We start from the raw sequence: 19,284 nt of genomic DNA, 5'->3' as shown, positions 1-19,284 counted from the left end.
CGTCCTTGACGTGGGACCGGAGGTACCGGCTAACCTACCGGTTGGTTGGCGCTGCGCGACGATGCGATGGAGGTGCTGTGGGTCCGGATTCGGCGGGCAGGAGCGAAGCGACCGGGGGCTCGGGCTCGGTACGAATCGGCAACTGCTCGGGCTTCTACGGTGACCGTCACGCCGCGATGCGCGAGATGATCGCCGGTGGCGAGCTGGACTACGTCACCGGCGACTACCTGGCCGAGCTGACGATGCTCATCCTCGCCCGCGATCGGGCCAAGTCCCCGGACCGCGGGTACGCCAAGACCTTCCTGACGCAGGTGGAGGAGTCCCTCGGGCTCGCACTCGAACGCGGCGTGAAGATCGTCGCCAACGCGGGCGGGCTCAATCCGGCCGGGCTCGCGGCCGCCGTACGCACCCTGGCTGAGCGCCTCGGGCTCGCGGTGAACGTGGCCCACGTCGAGGGCGATGACCTGATCGGGCGCGCCGGGGAACTCGGATTCGGCTCGGTCCTCTCCGCCAACGCCTATCTCGGCGCGTGGGGCATCGTCGACTGCCTCAACGCCGGAGCCGACGTCGTCGTGACCGGTAGGGTCACCGACGCCTCGGTGATCGTCGGGCCCGCCGCCGCTCACTTCGGTTGGCAGCGCGACGATTACGACGCCCTCGCCGGCGCGATCGCCGCCGGCCACGTCATCGAGTGCGGGGTGCAGGCCACCGGGGGCAACTTCGCGTTCTTCACCGAGATCCCCGATCTCCTGCATCCCGGGTTCCCCCTCGCGGAGATCGCCGCCGACGGCTCGTCGGTGATCACCAAGCACGCGGGCACCGGCGGCCTGGTCAGCACCGACACCGTGACGGCCCAACTGCTCTACGAGGTCGGCGACGCGCGGTACGCCAATCCCGATGCGACGCTTCGCCTCGACAGCCTGTCGCTCTCGCAGGACGGCCCGGACCGGGTGCGGATCTCGGGGGTGCGCGGCGAGCCCCCGCCGCCGACGCTGAAGGTCTCGCTCAACAGCATCGGGGGGTTCCGCAACTCGGCGACGTTCGTGCTGACCGGACTCGACATCGAGGCCAAGGCCGACCTGCTGCGCCGCCAACTCGACGCCGCCGTCACGGTCAAACCCGCCGAACTCGAATGGACCCTGGTCCGCACCGATCACCCCGACGCCGACACCGAGGAGACCGCCAGCGCGCTGCTGCGCTGCGTGGTCCGCGATCCCGACCCCGCGAACGTGGGACGCCGGTTCTCCTCGGCCGCAGTGGAACTCGCGCTGGCCAGCTATCCGGGGTTCACCACCACCGCGCCGCCGGGCGAGGGCCAGGTGTACGGCGTGTTCACGCCCGGCTACGTCGACGCCGCGGACGTGCCGCACGTCGCCGTGCACGCCGACGGCACCCGCACCGACATCGCGCCGGCGAGTGAAACGCTGCCGTTGGAGCCTGTGGCGGAACCCTCTCCGCCGGAACCGTTTACCGCCGCAGCCACCCGACGCGTGCCGCTCGGCACGATCGCCGGCGCCCGCAGTGGCGACAAGGGCGGCAACGCCAACGTCGGCGTATGGGTGAGGACCGACGACCAGTGGCGCTGGCTGGCGCACACGATGACGGTCGAGAAGCTCCGCGAGTTGCTGCCCGAAACCGCCGAACTGGCCGTCACCCGCACGCTGCTGCCCAACCTGCGGGCCGTCAACTTCGTCATCGAGGGCATCCTCGGCCAAGGCGTCGCACATCAGGCCCGCTTCGACCCGCAGGCCAAGGGCCTCGGCGAATGGCTGAGATCCCGTCACATCGACATCCCGGAGGAGCTGCTGTGAGTACGAGCATCTGGACCACACCCGAGCGCGAGGCCCTGCGAAAGACGGTGCGCGACTTCGCCGATCGCGAGATCCTACCGAACGTCTACGAGTGGGAGCGCAGTGGCGACCTGCCCCGCGAGCTGCATCTTAAGGCCGGCGAGGCCGGCCTGCTCGGCGCCCAGTTCTCGGAGGCGTACGGCGGCGGTGACGGCGACGCGGTCGATGCCGTCGTCATCTGCGAGGAGCTGCACCAAGCCGGCGTCCCCGGCGGTGTCTTCGCCTCCCTTTTCACGTGCGGAATCGCGGTGCCGCACATGATCGCCTCCGGTGACGAGCGGCTCATCGAGACCTACGTGCGGCCGACGCTGCGCGGCGAGAAGATCGGCTCGCTGGCCATCACCGAGCCGGGTGGCGGCTCCGACGTCGGGCACCTGACCACGAAAGCGGTTCGCGACGGCGACGACTACATCATCAACGGCGCGAAGACCTACATCACCTCCGGAGTGCGCGCCGACTTCGTCGTCACCGCCGCGCGGACCGGCGGGCCGGGCGCCGCGGGCATCTCGCTGATCGTCGTCGACAAGGGCACACCGGGGTTCGAGGTGTCCCGCAAGCTCGAGAAGATGGGCTGGCGATCCAGCGACACCGCCGAACTCTCCTACGCCGACGTCCGGGTCCCGGTCGCCAACCTGATCGGGCCGGAGAACTCGGGGTTCCTCCAGATCGCCGCCGCGTTCGTCTCGGAACGCGTCGGCCTTGCCGCACAAGCGTATTCGAGCGCACAGCGCTGCCTGGACCTGACCGTCGAGTGGTGCCGCAACCGTGAGACGTTCGGGCGTCCGCTGATCTCGCGGCAGTCGGTGCAGAACACCCTGGCCGAGATGGCGCGCAAGGTCGACGTCGCGCGCGTCTACACACGGCACCTGGTGGAGCGCCAGCTCGCGGGTGACACCAACCTCATCACCGAGGTCTGCTTCGCGAAAAACACCGCCGTCGAAGCCGGCGAATGGGTCGCGAACGCGGGCGTCCAACTGTTCGGCGGCATGGGGTACATGGCCGAATCCGAGATCGAGCGGCAGTACCGCGACATGCGCATCCTCGGTATCGGCGGCGGCACCACCGAGATCATGACGAGCCTGGCGGCCAAGACGCTGGGCTACCAGTCATGACACGAGCGAGAAGCGGAGCGGAGCGCGTATGACCGAGTTGGGGTCGTCAATTGACACGCGGTCGGCCGCCTACACCGAAGCGGCGGAGGTCATGTCGGCCAAGCTCGCCGAACTCGACACCGAACACGCCAAGGCGCTGGCGGGTGGTGGCGAGAAGTACGTCAAGCGGCATCACGACCGCGGCAAGCTCACCGCACGTGAGCGCATCGAGATGCTGCTGGACCCGGATTCGCCTTTCCTGGAACTGAGCCCGCTCGCGGCGTGGGGCACCGACTTCACCGTCGGCGCCAGCGTGGTGGTCGGCATCGGCGCCGTCGAGGGGGTCGAGTGCCTCATCGTGTCCAACGACCCCACGGTCAAGGGCGGCACCAGCAATCCGTGGACGCTGAAGAAGATCCTGCGCGCCAACCAGATCGCGATGGAGAACCGGCTTCCGGTGATCTCGATGGTCGAGTCGGGCGGCGCCGACCTGCCGACGCAGAAGGAGATCTTCATCCCCGGCGGGGCCATGTTCCGGGACCTCACCCGGCTGTCCGCCGCGGGGATTCCGACCGTCGCCCTGGTGTTCGGCAACTCCACCGCGGGCGGCGCCTACATCCCCGGCATGTCCGATCACGTCGTGATGATCAAGGAGCGGTCCAAGGTCTTCCTGGCAGGCCCGCCGCTGGTGAAGATGGCCACCGGCGAGGAAGCCGACGACGAGTCGCTGGGCGGTGCCGAGATGCACGCCCGTACATCGGGTCTCGGTGACTACTTCGCGATCGACGAACTCGACGCGATCCGGATCGGCCGTCGCATCGTCGCGCGGCTGAACTGGCGCAAGCAGGGGCCGGCACCCGGTCCGGTGACCGATCCGCTGTTCGACGCGGACGAGCTCATCGGCATCGTGCCCGCCGATCTGCGGATCCCGTTCGACCCGCGCGACGTGATCGCGAGGATCGTCGACGGCTCGGACTTCGACGAGTTCAAGCCGCTCTACGGCGGCTCCCTGGTGACCGGCTGGGCCACGCTGCACGGCTACCCCATCGGCATCCTCGCCAACGCACGCGGCGTGCTGTTCAGCGAGGAATCGCAGAAGGCCACCCAGTTCATTCAGCTGGCGAACCGGTCGGATACTCCACTTCTGTTCCTGCACAACACAACCGGCTACATGGTCGGCCGCAAGTACGAGGAGGGCGGGATGATCAAGCACGGTTCGATGATGATCAACGCCGTCTCCAACTCGACCGTCCCGCATCTGTCGCTGCTGATCGGCGCGTCCTACGGGGCGGGCCACTACGGCATGTGCGGCAGGGCCTACGATCCGCGCTTCCTGTTCGCGTGGCCCAGCGCGAAGTCGGCGGTCATGGGCGGGACACAGCTCGCGGGCGTGCTGTCGATCGTCAGCCGCGCGGCCGCCGAAGCCCGCGGCCAGACCGTCGACGAGGACGCAGACGCGGCGCTCCGGGCTGCTGTGGAGGCGCAGATCGACGCCGAGTCGCTGCCGATGTTCCTGTCCGGGCGGCTGTACGACGACGGCGTCATCGACCCGCGCGACACCCGGACGGTCCTGGGGATGTGCCTGTCCGCCATCGCCAACGGCCCGATAGAGGGGACGTCGAACTTCGGCGTCTTCCGGATGTGAGGACCGACTGATGATCACAAAGGTTCTGGTTGCCAATCGCGGGGAGATCGCCCGCCGCGTGTTCAGCACGTGCCGTCGCCTCGGCATCGGCACCGTGGCCGTCTACACCGATCCCGACGCCGCGAGCCCGCACGTCGCGGAGGCCGACGTCCGGGTGCGCCTCGAGGGCCGCAACGGCTACCTCGACTCCGCACAGGTGATCGCCGCGGCGCGAGCCGCCGGGGCCGACGCGATTCACCCCGGCTACGGCTTCCTCTCGGAGAACGCCGATTTCGCGGCCGCGGTGCAGGACGCGGGACTGACGTGGATCGGCCCACCGGTCGCCGCGGTGCAGGCGATGGGCTCCAAGATCGAGGCCAAGAAGATGATGTCCGCCGCGGGTGTGCCCGTGCTCGAGGAACTGGACCCGGACGCCGTCACCGAGGCGCAGTTGCCGGTGCTCATCAAGGCGTCCGCGGGCGGTGGTGGCCGCGGCATGCGAATCGTCCGCGATCTCGGCGAACTGCCCAAGCAGGTGGAGGCCGCGCAGCGCGAAGCGCAGTCGGCGTTCGGCGATCCGACGGTGTTCTGCGAGCGCTATCTCGCATCCGGTCACCACGTCGAGGTGCAGGTGATGGCCGACTCCCACGGCACCGTGTGGGCCGTCGGCGAGCGGGAGTGCTCGATTCAGCGCAGGCATCAGAAGATCATCGAGGAGGCCCCGTCGCCGCTCGTCGAACGCGTTGACGGGATGCGCGACAAGCTGTTCCGCGCGGCGCGGCTCGCGGCGCAGGCGATCGACTACACCGGTGCGGGCACTGTGGAGTTCATGGCCGACGAGAACGGCGACTTCTACTTCCTGGAGATGAACACCCGACTGCAGGTGGAGCACCCGGTGACCGAGGAGACGACGGGTCTCGATCTGGTGGCGCTGCAGCTGGACGTCGCCGCCGGCGGCGCACTCAGCCCGGAACCGCCTGCTGCGCATGGGCATTCGATCGAGGTCCGGCTCTACGCCGAGGATCCGGCAAAGAACTGGCAGCCACAGGCCGGTCCCGTGCACCACGTCGAGGTGCCGGGTGCCCGCACCGAGTTCGACCTGCTGACCCCGCGCACGGGGATCCGACTGGACTCCGGCGTCGTCGACGGGTCGGAGGTGTCGATCTTCTACGACCCCATGCTGGCCAAGGTGATCTCGTACGCACCCACCCGGCAGCGGGCGGCCGCCGTGCTCGCCGATGCGCTGACGCGGACGCGGCTGCACGGCATCACCACCAACCGCGACCTGCTGGTCAACGTGCTGCGTCACCCCGCGTTCCTCGCAGGTGCCACCGACACCGCGTTCTTCGACACCCACGGACTGGCCGAACTGGCCGCTCCGGTGACCGATCCGAGCGCCACCCGGCTCGCCGCCTTGGCCGCCGCGCTGGCCGACGCGAGCCGGAACACCGCCGACGCCAGGGCTTTCCGCGGACAGCCCAGCGGCTGGCGCAACGTGCCGTCGGGGTATCAGGTCAAGTCCTACGTCGACGCCGCGGGTGCTGAGCTCGAGGTCGCCTACCGTTTCACCCGCGGGCGGCTGGAACTGCGTGATGGCGAAACCGTCGGCCTCGTCTCCGCCACACCCGACCGGGTGGTGCTGTCGGTGGCCGGCGTCGAATCCGGCTTCGACGTGGCCCGCTACGGCGACCAGGTGTTCGTCGACGCTCCGCACGGCGCGGTCCGGCTCACCGTGATGCCGCGCTACCCGGACCCCGCGTCGGCCGTCGCGCGGGGATCGCTGCTCGCGCCGATGCCCGGCTCGGTGATCCGCGTCGGCGCCGCCGCGGGTGACGCCGTCACGGCCGGCCAGCCGCTGATCTGGCTGGAGGCCATGAAGATGGAGCACACCATCACCGCACCCGCCGCCGGTGTGCTCGCCGAACTGAACACCCATGCCGGCCAGCAGGTCGACGTCGGAACCGTACTCGCCCGCATCGAGAGCACCTAGAGGAGAACCCATGAGCTTCATCGAGACCGAGGAACAGCAGGAACTGCGCAAGGCCGTCGCGCAGTTCGCCGCCAGCTACGGCGAGAAGTACTACCTGGAGAAGGCGCGCGCCGGCGAGCACACCACCGAATTGTGGACTGAGGCAGGCAGGCTCGGGTTCATCGGCGTCAATCTGCCCGAGGAGTACGGTGGCGGCGGCGCGGGCATGTACGAGCTGTCGCTGGTGATGGAGGAGATGTCGGCCAACGGCGGCGCGCTGCTGCTCATGGTGGTCTCCCCCGCCATCAACGGCACGATCATCAGCAAGTTCGGCACCGAAGAGCAGAAGAAGCGCTGGATTCCCGGCATCGCCGACGGCTCGATCACGATGGCGTTCGCGATCACCGAACCCGACGCCGGGTCGAACAGCCACCGCATCACCACCACCGCGCGCCGCGACGGCAGCGACTGGATCCTGTCCGGCCAGAAGGTCTACATCTCCGGCGTCGACCAGGCGCAGGCCGTCCTCGTCGTCGGACGCACCGAGGACCACAAGACCGGCAACCTGAAGCCGGCGCTGTTCGTCGTTCCCACCGACACCCCCGGAATGTCGTGGACCAAGATCGACATGGAGATCGTCAGCCCGGAGAACCAGTTCCAGCTCTTCCTCGACGAGGTGCGGCTGCCGTCGGACGCTCTCGTCGGCTCCGAGGACGCGGCCATCGCGCAGCTGTTCGCCGGCCTCAACCCCGAGCGCATCATGGGCGCCGCCAGCGCAGTCGGCATGGGCCGCTTCGCGATTCACAAGGCCACCGAGTACGTCAAGACCCGCCAGGTATGGAAGACGCCGATCGGCGCGCACCAGGGCATCGCCCATCCCCTGGCGCAGAACCACATCGAGATCGAGCTCGCCAAGCTGATGATGCAGAAGGCGGCGACGCTCTACGACCTCGGTGACGACGGCGGCGCCGCCGAGGCGGCGAACATGGCCAAGTACGCCGCGGGCGAGGCGTCGGTGCGTGCCGTCGACCAGGCGGTGCAGTCACTCGGCGGCAACGGGCTGACCAAGGAGTACGGCATCGCCTCGGTGCTGACGGCGTCGCGGCTGGCGCGGATCGCTCCGGTGAGCCGCGAGATGATCCTGAACTTCGTCGCGCAGACCTCGCTGGGCCTGCCCCGGTCGTACTGATGCAGCTCGTCCGCTACAACCTCGACGGGGCCGTCGCCCGGCTCGTGCTCGACTCGCCGCACAACCACAACGCGCTCTCCACGGCGCTGGTGACGCAGCTGCGTCAGGGGCTGGCCGATGCCGCGGCGTCGGGTGCGCGCGCCGTCGTGCTCGGGCACACCGGCAGGACGTTCTGCGCGGGAGCGGATCTCAGCGAGGCCTCATCGTCCGAGGGCGCGGGCCCTGCCGATCTCGCCGTCGATCGGGCGCGCGAGATGACCCACGTGCTGCGGTCGATCCTCGAGTTGCCCGTTCCCGTCATCGGTGCGATCGACGGCAACGTGCGCGCGGGCGGCATGGGACTGGTGGGCGCCTGCGACATCGTCGTCGCGGGGCCGGCGAGCACCTTCGCGTTGACCGAGGCCCGCATCGGGGTGGCGCCGTCGATCATCTCGTTGACCCTGCTGCCGAAGCTCGACGCGCGAGCGGCGGGCCGCTACTTCGTCACCGGCGAGAAGTTCGGGGCCGACGAGGCGGCGCGCATCGGCTTGATCACCGTGGCGACCGACGACGTGCCGGGGGCCGTCGCGGCGCTGGCCGCCGAGACCGCGAAGGGCTCGCCCCAGGGGCTCGCCGCATCCAAGGCGCTCACCACCGCGGCGATCCTCGAGGGCTTCGATCGGCACGCCGAGGACCTCACGCAGCTGTCGGCGCGGCTGTTCGTCTCGGACGAAGCGCGCGAGGGCATGATGGCGTTCCTGGAGAAGCGCCCGCCGCGCTGGGTGTCGTGAGGCGACCGTAACTCCGGTTACGCGAGGTGTGCGAACGCGACGGCGGGGCAACGCGATGTCTATGGATTCCGTGACGGATGTGGCCAGGCCCTTGCATGTGCCGGGGTTAGTCGTAGGCTCGTCGATGATGAGCACTCCAGCGTCGCGCGACTCCACGATGCGTGCTGCCGACACCGACCGGATTCGGGTGGCGCAACTGCTGACGGAGGCGGCATCGCAGGGGCGGCTCCAGATGCCCGAGTACGAGAATCGGCTCGCGAAGGCGTACGCCGCGCAGACGTACGACGAACTCGATCGGCTGAGCGCCGATCTGCCCGGCGCCATGTCGTCGTCGCGGGATTGCGGCGGTGTGCGCCCCGCACCGTCGACCCTGCTGCTGGCGATCATGAGCGGATTCGAGCGGCGCGGCCGGTGGAACGTCCCGAAGCGGTTGACCGCGCTGGCGCTGTTCGGCGGGGGCGTCATCGATCTGCGCTACGCCGACTTCACCTGCCACGACGTGGAGATCAAGTCCTACTCGGTGTTCGGCGGTCAGACCATCCTGCTGCCGCCCGAGGTCAACGTCGACGTCCGCGGGCACGGTGTGATGGGCGCGTTCGACCACGTCGACGAGACGGGCTCACCCGGCGCTCCGCACATCACGATCCGCGGCTTCTCGCTGTGGGGCAGCGTCGGCATCAAGCGCAAGAAGCGCGCAGCCACCTGAGCTCACTCGTCGTCGAGCAAGCGCGACGCGCGCTCGGCCTGCGCCAGCAGCTCCGCCCCGGTGAACTTGCGTCGCGGCGGCAACTCCACCCACTGCCCGTCGAACGGTGAGCTGTCGACGTCGGTGGGGTTCACCAGCCGCCGGAAGCTGAGCTTGTCGCGAACGTCGGCGGGATCGGCGGGGTTGATACGCGAGTAGTGGAAGATCGCGCAGTTCTTCACGTCCTGCGCCTTGTCCCGCTCGATCACCTCGAACTCCTCGGGAAGCAGCCGTTCGATGTTGTACCGCGCGATGCCCATGAAGTCCCCGTGGGTGACGACGAGCACGCGCCGCCCTGCGGCTTCGCGATGCAGCGTGCCCTGGAAGTCACGAAACCGATCGCTGACCTCGTAACGACTCTCCCCGCCGGGAAGCTTTGTATACCAGGGTGATTGGCCGTACATCTTCATGGCCAGCGCATAGCGGCGTTTCCGTTCGGCGCGGGGAAGCGCGCCGTAGGTCCCCCAACTGCGTTCGACGACGCGGTCGTCCATGATCCAGCCGCCGCACTCGGTACCTCCGAGATGAGCAGCCGTCTCCCTGGTTCGCAGGAACGGCGAGAAGTAGCGGAAGTCGAACGACGCGGCGCCGCCCAGGTGCCGGTCGAACCACGCCCCCGCGAGCTTCGCCTGCTCGATTCCGCGCGTCGACAGCCGTTGTTCCCAGTCGGGACGGTCGTAGATCTCGGCGTGCCGGGTGCTCAACCGGCCGAGTTTGTCGGCTTGCTGGGCGATGTTGGCCTCGGATTCGCCGTGACGCACGAAAACGAGATCGTTGGGCATCGCCATGGCGCCACCCTGCCATAGCCGCCCGACGAGACGGCCCGGCGATTACCCTTCGCCGCCGCCCTCACCGTCGGCGTCGCCGGTGGTGTCCGACGCGGGGGTGGCGGGCTTGCCTGCGTTCGCGATGGCGTCGTGCACCCCCTGGGCGATGTCACCGAGGATGCCCCAGCTGCCGGATCCCGGCTTGGCGCCACCGGATTCGATGATGATCTCCGGCTCCACCTTGTTGGCGCCGCCGTCATCGGGCTCGGTCTCCTCCTCCGCCTCGACCTCTCGGATCTTGGCGGTGAAGGTCGGCTTGGGATCGTCGCCGGGTGCTGCCGCCGGTGCGGGGTCCGGTGCGGGGGCCGGTGCGGGCGCGGGGTCCGGTGCCGAGAACGCCTCGGCCTTCGGCGCCTCCGGCTCCGCTTCGGGCGTCGACTCGGCGACCTCCGCCTCGGGCGCGGAGAACGCCAGCGTCTTCATCAGCGGCATCGGCGGTGCCGGCGGAGGCGGCGTCGGATCCTCCGGCACCGGGCCCGCGAGCAGATAGCGCACGACGCCCGAGATGCCGTTGTCGAAGAACTCGTTGACGATCGCCGCCTGGTTGGGGTCCGACACGCGAGCCAGGATCTGGGTTCTCGCCACCTCGGTGACGCCGCCGCCGAAGAAGTCGTTGATCACCTGCTGCTGCTGGGGGTCCTGGAAACCGGCCAGCAGCTGGAGTTGGGCGACCGATGTGACACCACCGGTGAAGAAGGCGTCGATGTTCGCCTGCTGGACCGGATCGGTGAAGCCGTCGCGGAGCCTCTTGTAGACGACTCCGGTCGCGCCGGTCACCTCCTCCTCGTTCTGGCCGAAGAAGATGTCGAGGTACTCCAGGGAATCCGGGTCGGAGGTGCCGCTCGCCAGGTACTCGTAGGCCAACTGACTGGTGCCGCCGTCGAAGAACGCGTCGATACCCGCGACCTGATCGGGGTCGGTGTTGTTGGTGACGAGGTACAGCCGGACCAGTTCGGAGATGCCCTGGAAGAAGGCGTTGATGCCGTCGACCTGGTCGGGGTCGGTGTTCTGGGTCGTCAGCATCAGCTGGATGTAGGCGGCGAGGCCGCCGTTGAAGTACTGCGTCAGACCGACCTGCCCCGGCACATAGCTGCCCTGCTGCGCGTAGAGCAGTTGGTAGAGCACACCCGCAATGCCCGACGTGCCGGGCGCGCCGGTGACGGGCGGTAACAGGATGTCGTCCGGCGTCGGCGGATTCGTCGGGTAGGCCCCCTGGGGCGTCACCCCGAAGTACACGTTGATGAGATCGGTCAGGGTCAGCGCGGCGGCCAGATTCACCTGGGCCTCGGTCTGCTTGACCACCTGGATGTCGCGCGGGGCGAGCGGCGGAGCGATGGCCGGCACCAGGGCGACCATGCCTGCGGTCGCGAATGCGGCTCCCGCGGTGATGAACGAGCGAACTGCCATGTGCCGGCCCTCCGATTGGTCTGACAAACGCGACTATGAGGAAGCTGAGAGACAACCAAGGGGATCGTACGACGACGGTTGAACATTTGCCCGCAAAGTCGCCAACCATCACGAAAGCTTTTCGACGCCTTCGCTAATTCTTCACGATAACCAGCACTACAGCCCTGGTATCCAGAGCACAGAACCGCGGCTGGGGGGTGTCGGCGGCACGCAAGGCCGTTGTAGCCGTTTATTTGCTAGTACAGCACGGGTGCGTTAAGCGCACCGCGCTGGCAGCGACTCTTCAGCAAACAGCACTCACCCGGTCCGGCAATCGCGGAGGGGCCGCCCTCCGACTGCCGAACCGCATTCATGAACCAGACAGGTGAACTCGATCCCGACGGATCGCCCGCGGCCGAGCCGAACGGGATCGCCATCGTGCGATGGCCGAGCGCCAATCCGCCGGATGCGGGTTTCGCAAACTCCGACGAAGCGCTTTCCCGTCAGCCCTCCGCGCCGCCACCGTCGGTAGCGCCGCCGCCCGACTCGCCCGTGCCGCCCGTCGCGCTACCGCCGGCCGGCTGACCGCCGCCCGACATGCCCGCGATGGCGTCGTGGACACCCTTCGCGATGTCGCCGAAGACGCCCCAGCTGCCGGATCCCGACTTCGGGCCGCCGGTGCCGAGGATGATCTCGGGTTCGGCCTTGTTCGCGCCGCCGTCGTCGGGCTCCGCCTCCTCCTCGGCCTCGACCTCACGGATCTTGGCAGTGAAGGCCGGCTTGCCCTCCCCCGCTGCGGGTGCCTCCCCGGTCGCTTTCGCCGGGGGCGCGGTCTCCGCAGCGGGTGCGGTCGCCGCGGCGGGCGCGGACGCCACGGCCGGCTTCGCCTCCACCGCGGGCTCGGCCGTCGCGGGCTCGGCCTCCGCGGCCGGCTTCGCCTCCACCGCGGGGTCCGACTCCGCAGCGGCCTGGACGGTGACCGCAGTCCTCAGGGTCTCCTCCTCGGGCTCCTCCTCGGGCGGCGGCGTCGGCGCCGGGCCGACGAGCAGATACCGCACCACACCGGAGATGCCGTTGTCGAAGAACTCGTTGATGAGGTTCTGCTGGTTGACATCGCCGGTGCGCGACAGCAGTTGCACGCGTGCCACTTCGGCCGCACCGCCGTTGAAGAACGGGTCGATGACGCTCATCTGCTCGGGTGTGAGATCGCCGGTGGCCGCCGCGGCCTTGAGTCGGGTGTAGACGACGCCGGACACGCCGTTCAGCGACGGGCTGCCCGACCCTCCGGGGTCGACGATGTTGTTGTTGATCCCGAAGAACGCGCTCAGGTACGGCGTCGACGTCGGCAGCGGCTCACCTTCCTCGTCGACGGTGCCCAGGTCGCCACCGAGCTGCTGGTACGCCACCTGGGTGACGCCGCCCTGGAACAGGTTGTTGATGAACGCCTGCTGCTCGGGGGCCTGGAAGCCGGCCAGCAGCCGCAGGTACAACACGCCGGGGGCGCCGAACAGCGCAGGGTTGCCGAACCCGCCCTGGTTGAAGAAGGTCTTCAGGTACGTGGTCGTTGCCGGATCGGTGGTTCCGGACTGGAGGTACTCGTAGGCCAGCTGAGACAGGCCGTCGAAGAACGCCTCGATGCCGGCGCGCTGCGCGGGGTCGGCGTTCTGGGTGAGCAGTGCGAGTTCGATGTAGTCGGTGAGCCCGCCGTTGAAGTAGGTCTCGAGACCGACCGTGCCGGGGAGGTAAGCACCCTGCTGCTGGTGCAGCAGCTGGTAGATGACCCCCGACAGCCCGGACGTGCCCGGTGCGCCGGTGACCGGCGGCAGCGGTGGCGCGTCCGGACCCTCCGGGTCGACATAGGAGCCCGCAGGCGTCACGCCGAAGTAGACGTTGATCAGATCCTGCAGCGTGAGCTGAGCAGCGAGCTGTACGTGGGCTTCGGTCTGTTTGATCACCTGGATGTCTCGGGGCGCCAGGGGTGGAGCGATGGCGGGCACCACTGCCACCATGCCCGCGGTCGCGAACGCCGCTCCTGCCGTGACGAACGAGCGAACTGCCATTTTGCCGACCTCTCCGATTGCTGTGACGACGCGGCCAGTCGAAAGCTGAGATTGAGCCGAGAAGATCGTATAACGAAAGCTGTAATATTTGCCCGTTTACAAACTAACTCCGATCTTTTGAATTGACGACAGCGCCATTTATTGACCTCTAGCTGTAGACCAGCGCCGCAAAGCGTGGATTTCGACGGCCCGAGCGGGCCGAGTATCGACGTACTTGAGTTAACCAACCACCGGTATTTTATTTGCTGTATCCGCATAGTCCGTTATTCGCCAATGGTGACGCGTCAGCATTCAGCAAATAGCCGTTCAGCCGTTCGGAGGAAGTCGTCCCCATTCGTACCGAATGCATGACCAGCGGTCAGGCGGATTCCGCACCGGCCCGCGACAGCCGGGATCGCAACTGCGTGGTCACATCAGCTGGGACGACGCGACGTTGTCGGCGCGGTCCGTTGCCCCGGACCGGACCCGGCGACGTGCCGAGATGGCACCGCAAACGCCGACGGCCCACCCGGAGGACCGGGTGGGCCGTCGAATCGGAAGGTCGGGCGTCAGCTGTCGCCGCCGCCTGCGTCGCCTCCGGCACCGGCGCCGTCGGCACCCGGCTGGGCACCTCCGCCGGCACCCGCGATGGTCTTGCCGATCGCGTCGGCGACCTGTCCGAAGACGCCCCAGCTACCGGATCCGCTCTTCCCTTCGGAGCCGAACGGCAGGATCGGCGTCACCTCGGCCTTGTTGCCGTCCTTCACGGCTTCCGTCGCATCCTCTTCGGCGCCGGCATTCACCTGCGACTTGGCGAGTTCATTCGGGGTCGGATCGGCCGCTGGCGCGACGGCAACCGGGGCCGCCACGGGCGGTGCGTCGTCACCCTTCGGCGCTGCGGGAGCCGGTGCCGGAGCCGACAGCTGCTCGGCGTCGCCCTGGCCGGGTTCGGCCGCGGGAGCCGGAGCACCTGCGTCCTCCACTTCGGACGCCGTGAACGTGCGTGCGGCGAAGGTCTCCTCCGCCTCGTCTGGAACCGGCTTGGGGCCGACGAGCAGCAGTCGGACGACCTCCGCAACGCCCTCATCGAAGAACGCGTTGATGATCGCCTGCTGCTGCGGGTCGGAATTCGCGGCGAGGAATCGATCCTGGATGTTCTCGGTGATACCCCCCTCGTAACCCGTGGTGGCGTCGGGGAAGAACAGAGCGATGTCGCGAAGCTGCTGCGGGTCCTGGGTCGAGCTCAGCAGCTGGGTGCGCACCACTTGGGTGACGCCACCGTCGAAGAAGTCGTTGAGGAACTGGCGCTGCACCGGGTCCGACGTGCCGGACAGCAGTTGCCTGCGCACGACCGCGGTGAAACCGCCGTTCACGTAGAGGTCCTCGATGAACTGCGCCTGCTCCGGCGTGATGTCTCCGGCCAGCGCGGCTTCCTTGAAGCGCACGTAGGAGACACCGGAGAAACCACTCAGTGCGGGGTTGGGGCTGTACTGGTTGAAGAAGTAGTCGAGATACACCTGCTGGTTCGGCGTGGTCACGCCGGAGGACGCGTAGCGATACGCCAGCTGCGTGAGGCCACCATCGAAGAAGTCGTTGATGAACTGGGCGTTCGACGGGTTGTTCAGGAGCAACTGCTGCCGCACCACTTCCTTCAACCCGAACTGGAAGAACTGGTCGAGCACCGCCCGGTTGGGTGCGAAGCCGCCCTGCTGCTCGGAGAGCAACTGGTAGATGAGGCCGGGGAAGCCGGCCGTGCCCGCCGCGTCGGTGACCGGTGGGATGTTGTCATCGTTGGGCGCGGGGTCGACGCCGAAGAACACGTTGATCAGGTCCTGCAGGTTCGCGGCGAGCGTCACCTGCTCCTCTGCCATCGCGACGACGTTCTTCTGCGCCTCAGTCAGCTGGGGGACGATCGTCGGCGTCAGCGCGAGCACGCCCGCCGAAGCGACGGCGATACCGGCGGTGAGCAAGGGGCGAAGAGCCATTGCGATCTCCTGAGAGGAAGCTTAGAAGTTGCGATTGAGAGGATCATGCCACAGCCTGGCAAAGTTTTGCACCCGGCCTCGCAAATAAATTGACCGATCTTGAAAATAGCCGCCAGCAACAGTTGACCGATAGTGCCGCGAAATTACTGGGAACGACCGTCACCACGTTGTCGCAGCGTCTCCTAGCTGCTACGACGGCCTTCAGGACAGCGTTGTAACAACCATTGTTAGCTGACAGCAAACGGTGCCGAGGAGGGCAAGCGGAGGGGGTCGACGCCAGGTCTTCGACAGAAGGTTTCAGCCACTTCGTCAGTTAACACATTTGGTGAGAGGCTCGAGGCGCGCGGCACTCGCCAGTGCGCGCTGGCGATCCGTAGGTGGTGTGAATCAGCGGCGACGGCGACGGGATCCGAGGTAGTCGCCCACCACGGCCGCTCCCAAGCCGTCGAGATCGGGTTCGACGACGCGCCCCTGCACGCGACGCGCCACCTGATCGATGAAGCGCGCCAAGCCGGGGTCACTCCCGAGCCGGAAGATGGTCACCTGCGCCCCGAGTCGGGCGATCTCGTCGAAACCCCTCACCGTGTGCGCGATGGTGCGCGGGTGCGGGGGGTAGTCGAAGAAGACGCCGGTGCCCTCGCCGTCACCCCAGTCCTCGAGGTGGGCGGTGGGCTCGCCGTCGGTCACGATGAGCACGACCGGTTGCGCATTCGGGTGCCTGCGCAGATGACGGGTCGCCAGCGCCAGCGCGTGATGCAGATTCGTCCCCTGCTCGTAGACGCCTTCGAGCCCGGTGAGCTCCGCTGCGGTCACGGTGCGCGCATAGCGGCCGAACGCGACGATCTGCAGTGCGTCGGAGCGGAACCGGGTGCTCACGAGGTGGTTCAGCGCGAGTGCGGTGCGCTTCATCGGCAACCACCGATTCTCCATGACCATCGAGAACGAGGTGTCGACCAGAAGCGCGACTGCGGCCTGCGTCCGGGTCTCGGTTTCGGAGATCTCGACGTCGTCGACGCTGATCTTGAGCGGGCGCTCGACGGTGCCGGTGCCCGCGCTGCGCAGTACGGCGTTCGTCAGCGTCCTCGTCACGTTCCACGGCTCGGTGTCGCCGAACTGCCACGGCCGGGTGCCACCCGTCAGCTCGCCCGCCGCACCGGCTCGCCGCGTTTCCCGCTCACCGTGGCGACCCGAAAGCTGTTGCGCCACATCGCGTAGCGCGGCCTGACCCAGTTGGCGCATCGCCTTGGGCGACAACCGCCACTGCCCGTCGGAGCCGCGATCGAGGAAGCCCTGGTTCATCATCGCCTTCTCCAACTCGGCAAGGGTGCGCGCGTCGACGGCGGCGTCCTCCCCCAGTTGGCGGGCGAGCATGTCGAGGTCGACGTCGTCCATCTGGGCGCCCGCGTAACTCTGCGAGAGTTGGTCGGCCAGCTGCTCCAGCTCGGCGATGTCGTTCATCGCCTGCGCGCCCTCGCCCATGCCGAGCGGGTTGTCGCCGGAGAAGCGCTGCGAACCGTTCCAGTCCTCGCCGGGACGGGCTGCCTGCAGGTGCGAGTCGAGCCGGTTCAGCGCGTTCATCAGCGACGGCGAGCCGAAGGCGTTCTGCGCCAGTTGATCCAGCTCGGCGCGCTGCTGTTCGGACAGGCTGTTGCGGAACCGCTGCGCGGCCGCGGCGCGCTGCGCCAACGAGTCCAGGAGCTCGTCGATGTTCTTCGGATTCTCGGGGAAGAACTCGCCGTGCTTGGACATGAAGTCCTTGAAATCCTGCTCGGTGTCCTGCCCCTGCGCGTGCTTGTCGAGGAGATCGTTGAGGTCGTCGAGCATGTCGTTGACGCGCTGCCGGTCCTCGTCGGTGGCGTTCTCAAGGGCCTCCTTCATGCCCGCGAAACGCTGGTCGAGCATCTCTCGGCCCATCAGATCCTTGATCTGCTCGTACTTCTGGCGCGCCGCCTCGCTGCGCCAGTCGTACTCGGAGAGTTCCTGCACCGCCTTGGCCGGTGAGGTCGACAGCGACTCGAGCTGCAGCTCACCGAAGCGGGCGTCGTCGTCGAGCGCCCGCGCGAGTTCCTTGCGCTCCGCTAGCACCGCTTCGTCGAGCAGCTTCTTGATCTCCTGAAGCGTGCCGTCAAGGTTGTTGTTCTGCAACAGCTTCCGGCGCTTGCTGTTGGCCTCAGCCGCCAGCCGGTCGGCGCCCTTCATGTTCTTCGAGCCGCGACGCATCAGTTCCTGGAGAGCCCGGCGTGGCGACGACCCCTCCATGACGTCCTGGCCGATCGCCTCAAGCGCCTCCCGCAGATCGACGGGCGGAGCCAGCGGATCGGGCCCGCCGGTGTATCGCGAATAGCGCGAAAGGCGTTTAACCATAGACTGTTTCACCCTCGCCCGATACCTTGTCGATCTTCTTGGCGAGGTACAGCGCCTCGAGCGCCATCTCCAGCGCGGCGGCCCGTTGCCCGTCGGACTGGGCGCCGAGCTTCTCCGCGATCGCCTCGACCACGGGCAGGTCCGGCACGGCGGCGAGAACGTCCTTGGCCGAGACGCGCTCGCCGGTGGTGACCGGTGCGCCCTCCTCGACGGCGGCCACCAGGGCGCCGACGTCCAGTCCGCCGAGCAGTCGCTGCGCGGTGTCCGCGGTGGCCCGGCGGAGCAGGTGCTCGAGCACGGCCTGCTCGCGACCCTCCTCGCCGGATTCGAACTCGAGCTTGCCGCGCAGCACGTCGATCACCGTCGACAGGTCGACGACGCGGGCGACGGGGTCCTGCTCGCCGAGGATCGTCGAGCGGTGCCGCGCGGCGGCGGCGACCGTCTCGGCAGCGGCGATCGCGAACCGCGCCGACACCCCCGAACGCTGGTCGACCGACGTCGACTCGCGCAGATGCCGCGCGAACCGTGCCAGCACCTGCAGCAGATAGGCGGGCACCTCCGCGGCCAGATGCGCCTCCTGCGTGATGACGCCGACCTCGGCCGCGAGTTCGAGCGGGTAGTGCGTGCGAATCTCGGCGCCGAACCGGTCCTTGAGCGGCGTGATGATGCGGCCGCGGTTGGTGTAGTCCTCGGGATTGGCGCTCGCGACGACGAGCACGTCGAGCGGGAGGCGCAGCGTGTAGCCGCGGACCTGGATGTCGCGCTCCTCCATCACGTTGAGCATCGCGACCTGAATGCGCTCGGCGAGGTCGGGCAGCTCGTTGATCGCGACGATGCCGCGGTGCGCCCGCGGGATGAGGCCGAAGGCGATGGTCTCCGGATCGCCGAGGCTGCGTCCCTCGGCCACCTTGATGGGGTCGATGTCACCCACGAGGTCGGCGACGCTGGTGTCCGGCGTCGCGAGCTTCTCGGTGTAGCGCTCGCTGCGGTGCACCCATCGGATCGGAAGGTCGTCACCCGACGTCGTCGCGCGGCGGATCGACTCCGGCGTGATGGGCGTGTACGGGTGCTCGTTGAGTTCGGACCCCTCGATGACGGGCGTCCACTCGTCGAGCAGGCCGGTGAGCGCGCGCAGCAGGCGGGTCTTGCCCTGACCGCGCTCGCCGAGCAGGACGATGTCGTGTCCGGCGATCAGCGCGCGCTCGAGTTGCGGCAGCACGGTGTCCTCGAAGCCGAGGATGCCGGGCCACGTCTCGCGTCCCTCCGCGAGCGCAGCCAGCAGGTTCTCGCGCATCTCGGTCTTGACGCCGCGTTCCCGGTGACCGGATGCACGCAGCTCGCCGACGGTGCGGGGAAGATCGTTAGGTGACGTCACAACCTCCACGCTACGACGGACTAGCCCGCTAGGCATCGGTTACCCGTCGCGCGAACTCGGGAATAGGGCC

13 protein-coding genes are annotated in these 19,284 nt (G+C 68.2%); 7 read left to right on the top strand and 6 right to left on the bottom strand.

Annotated features, from left to right (window positions below; translation table 11 throughout):
- Window positions 1-77: 77 nt before the first annotated feature.
- The 7 genes from NM203_RS06205 (at window position 78) to NM203_RS06175 (ending at window position 9,199) form a co-directional block, all read left to right on the top strand.
- Window positions 78-1,811: an acyclic terpene utilization AtuA family protein gene (locus tag NM203_RS06205; protein WP_255058839.1), complete on the top strand. Its 1,734-nt coding sequence runs from the start codon at window positions 78-80 to the stop codon at window positions 1,809-1,811.
- Window positions 1,808-2,962: an acyl-CoA dehydrogenase family protein gene (locus NM203_RS06200; RefSeq protein WP_255058838.1), complete on the top strand. Its 1,155-nt coding sequence runs from the start codon at window positions 1,808-1,810 to the stop codon at window positions 2,960-2,962. The genes NM203_RS06205 and NM203_RS06200 overlap by 4 nt, the downstream gene beginning before the upstream one ends.
- 28 nt (window positions 2,963-2,990) lie before the next feature.
- Window positions 2,991-4,586, top strand: a complete 1,596-nt coding sequence (locus NM203_RS06195) for an acyl-CoA carboxylase subunit beta (protein ID WP_255058837.1) — start codon at window positions 2,991-2,993, stop codon at window positions 4,584-4,586.
- 10 nt (window positions 4,587-4,596) lie between these two features.
- A complete protein-coding gene (locus tag NM203_RS06190; RefSeq protein ID WP_255058836.1) occupies window positions 4,597-6,555 on the top strand; it encodes an acetyl/propionyl/methylcrotonyl-CoA carboxylase subunit alpha in 1,959 nt (652 codons plus the stop codon).
- Between the two features lie 10 nt (window positions 6,556-6,565).
- Window positions 6,566-7,723, top strand: coding sequence for an acyl-CoA dehydrogenase family protein (locus NM203_RS06185; RefSeq protein WP_255058835.1), 1,158 nt, complete (start codon window positions 6,566-6,568; stop codon window positions 7,721-7,723).
- Complete coding sequence (locus NM203_RS06180) at window positions 7,720-8,493, top strand: enoyl-CoA hydratase family protein (protein WP_255059134.1); 774 nt, start codon at window positions 7,720-7,722, stop codon at window positions 8,491-8,493. The genes NM203_RS06185 and NM203_RS06180 overlap by 4 nt, the downstream gene beginning before the upstream one ends.
- A 127-nt stretch (window positions 8,494-8,620) precedes the next feature.
- The gene (locus tag NM203_RS06175; protein ID WP_255058834.1) at window positions 8,621-9,199 is read left to right on the top strand and encodes a DUF1707 SHOCT-like domain-containing protein; all 579 of its coding nucleotides are present in this window, start codon (window positions 8,621-8,623) and stop codon (window positions 9,197-9,199) included.
- Between the two features lie 2 nt (window positions 9,200-9,201).
- Here the strand turns inward: NM203_RS06175 and NM203_RS06170 are convergent, their stop codons facing one another.
- The 6 genes from NM203_RS06170 to NM203_RS06145 form a co-directional block, all read right to left on the bottom strand.
- On the bottom strand, window positions 9,202-10,026 hold the full coding sequence (locus tag NM203_RS06170) for a histidine phosphatase family protein (RefSeq protein ID WP_255058833.1): 825 nt from the start codon (window positions 10,024-10,026) through the stop codon (window positions 9,202-9,204).
- A 42-nt stretch (window positions 10,027-10,068) separates the two neighbouring features.
- Window positions 10,069-11,472 (bottom strand): hypothetical protein, encoded by a 1,404-nt coding sequence (locus tag NM203_RS06165; protein ID WP_255058832.1) that lies wholly within the window; start codon window positions 11,470-11,472, stop codon window positions 10,069-10,071.
- A 482-nt stretch (window positions 11,473-11,954) separates the two neighbouring features.
- Entirely contained in the window at window positions 11,955-13,511 is a 1,557-nt protein-coding gene (locus tag NM203_RS06160; RefSeq protein ID WP_255058831.1) for a hypothetical protein, read from the bottom strand.
- Between the two features lie 548 nt (window positions 13,512-14,059).
- Entirely contained in the window at window positions 14,060-15,475 is a 1,416-nt protein-coding gene (locus NM203_RS06155; RefSeq protein WP_255058830.1) for a hypothetical protein, read from the bottom strand.
- A gap of 387 nt (window positions 15,476-15,862) precedes the next feature.
- Window positions 15,863-17,839, bottom strand: coding sequence for a vWA domain-containing protein (locus NM203_RS06150; protein ID WP_255058829.1), 1,977 nt, complete (start codon window positions 17,837-17,839; stop codon window positions 15,863-15,865).
- Window positions 17,832-19,250, bottom strand: coding sequence for a sigma 54-interacting transcriptional regulator (locus tag NM203_RS06145; RefSeq protein WP_255058828.1), 1,419 nt, complete (start codon window positions 19,248-19,250; stop codon window positions 17,832-17,834). Before NM203_RS06145 ends, NM203_RS06150 begins: the two co-directional genes overlap by 8 nt.
- Between the last annotated feature and the right edge of the window lie 34 nt (window positions 19,251-19,284).

Origin of the sequence: Mycolicibacterium arenosum, assembly GCF_024320865.1 — a bacterium.
Lineage (GTDB): Bacteria > Actinomycetota > Actinomycetes > Mycobacteriales > Mycobacteriaceae > Mycobacterium > Mycobacterium arenosum.
The sequence above is the reverse complement of the archived record's forward strand: the minus strand, read 5'-3'. Positions and strand labels throughout refer to the sequence as shown.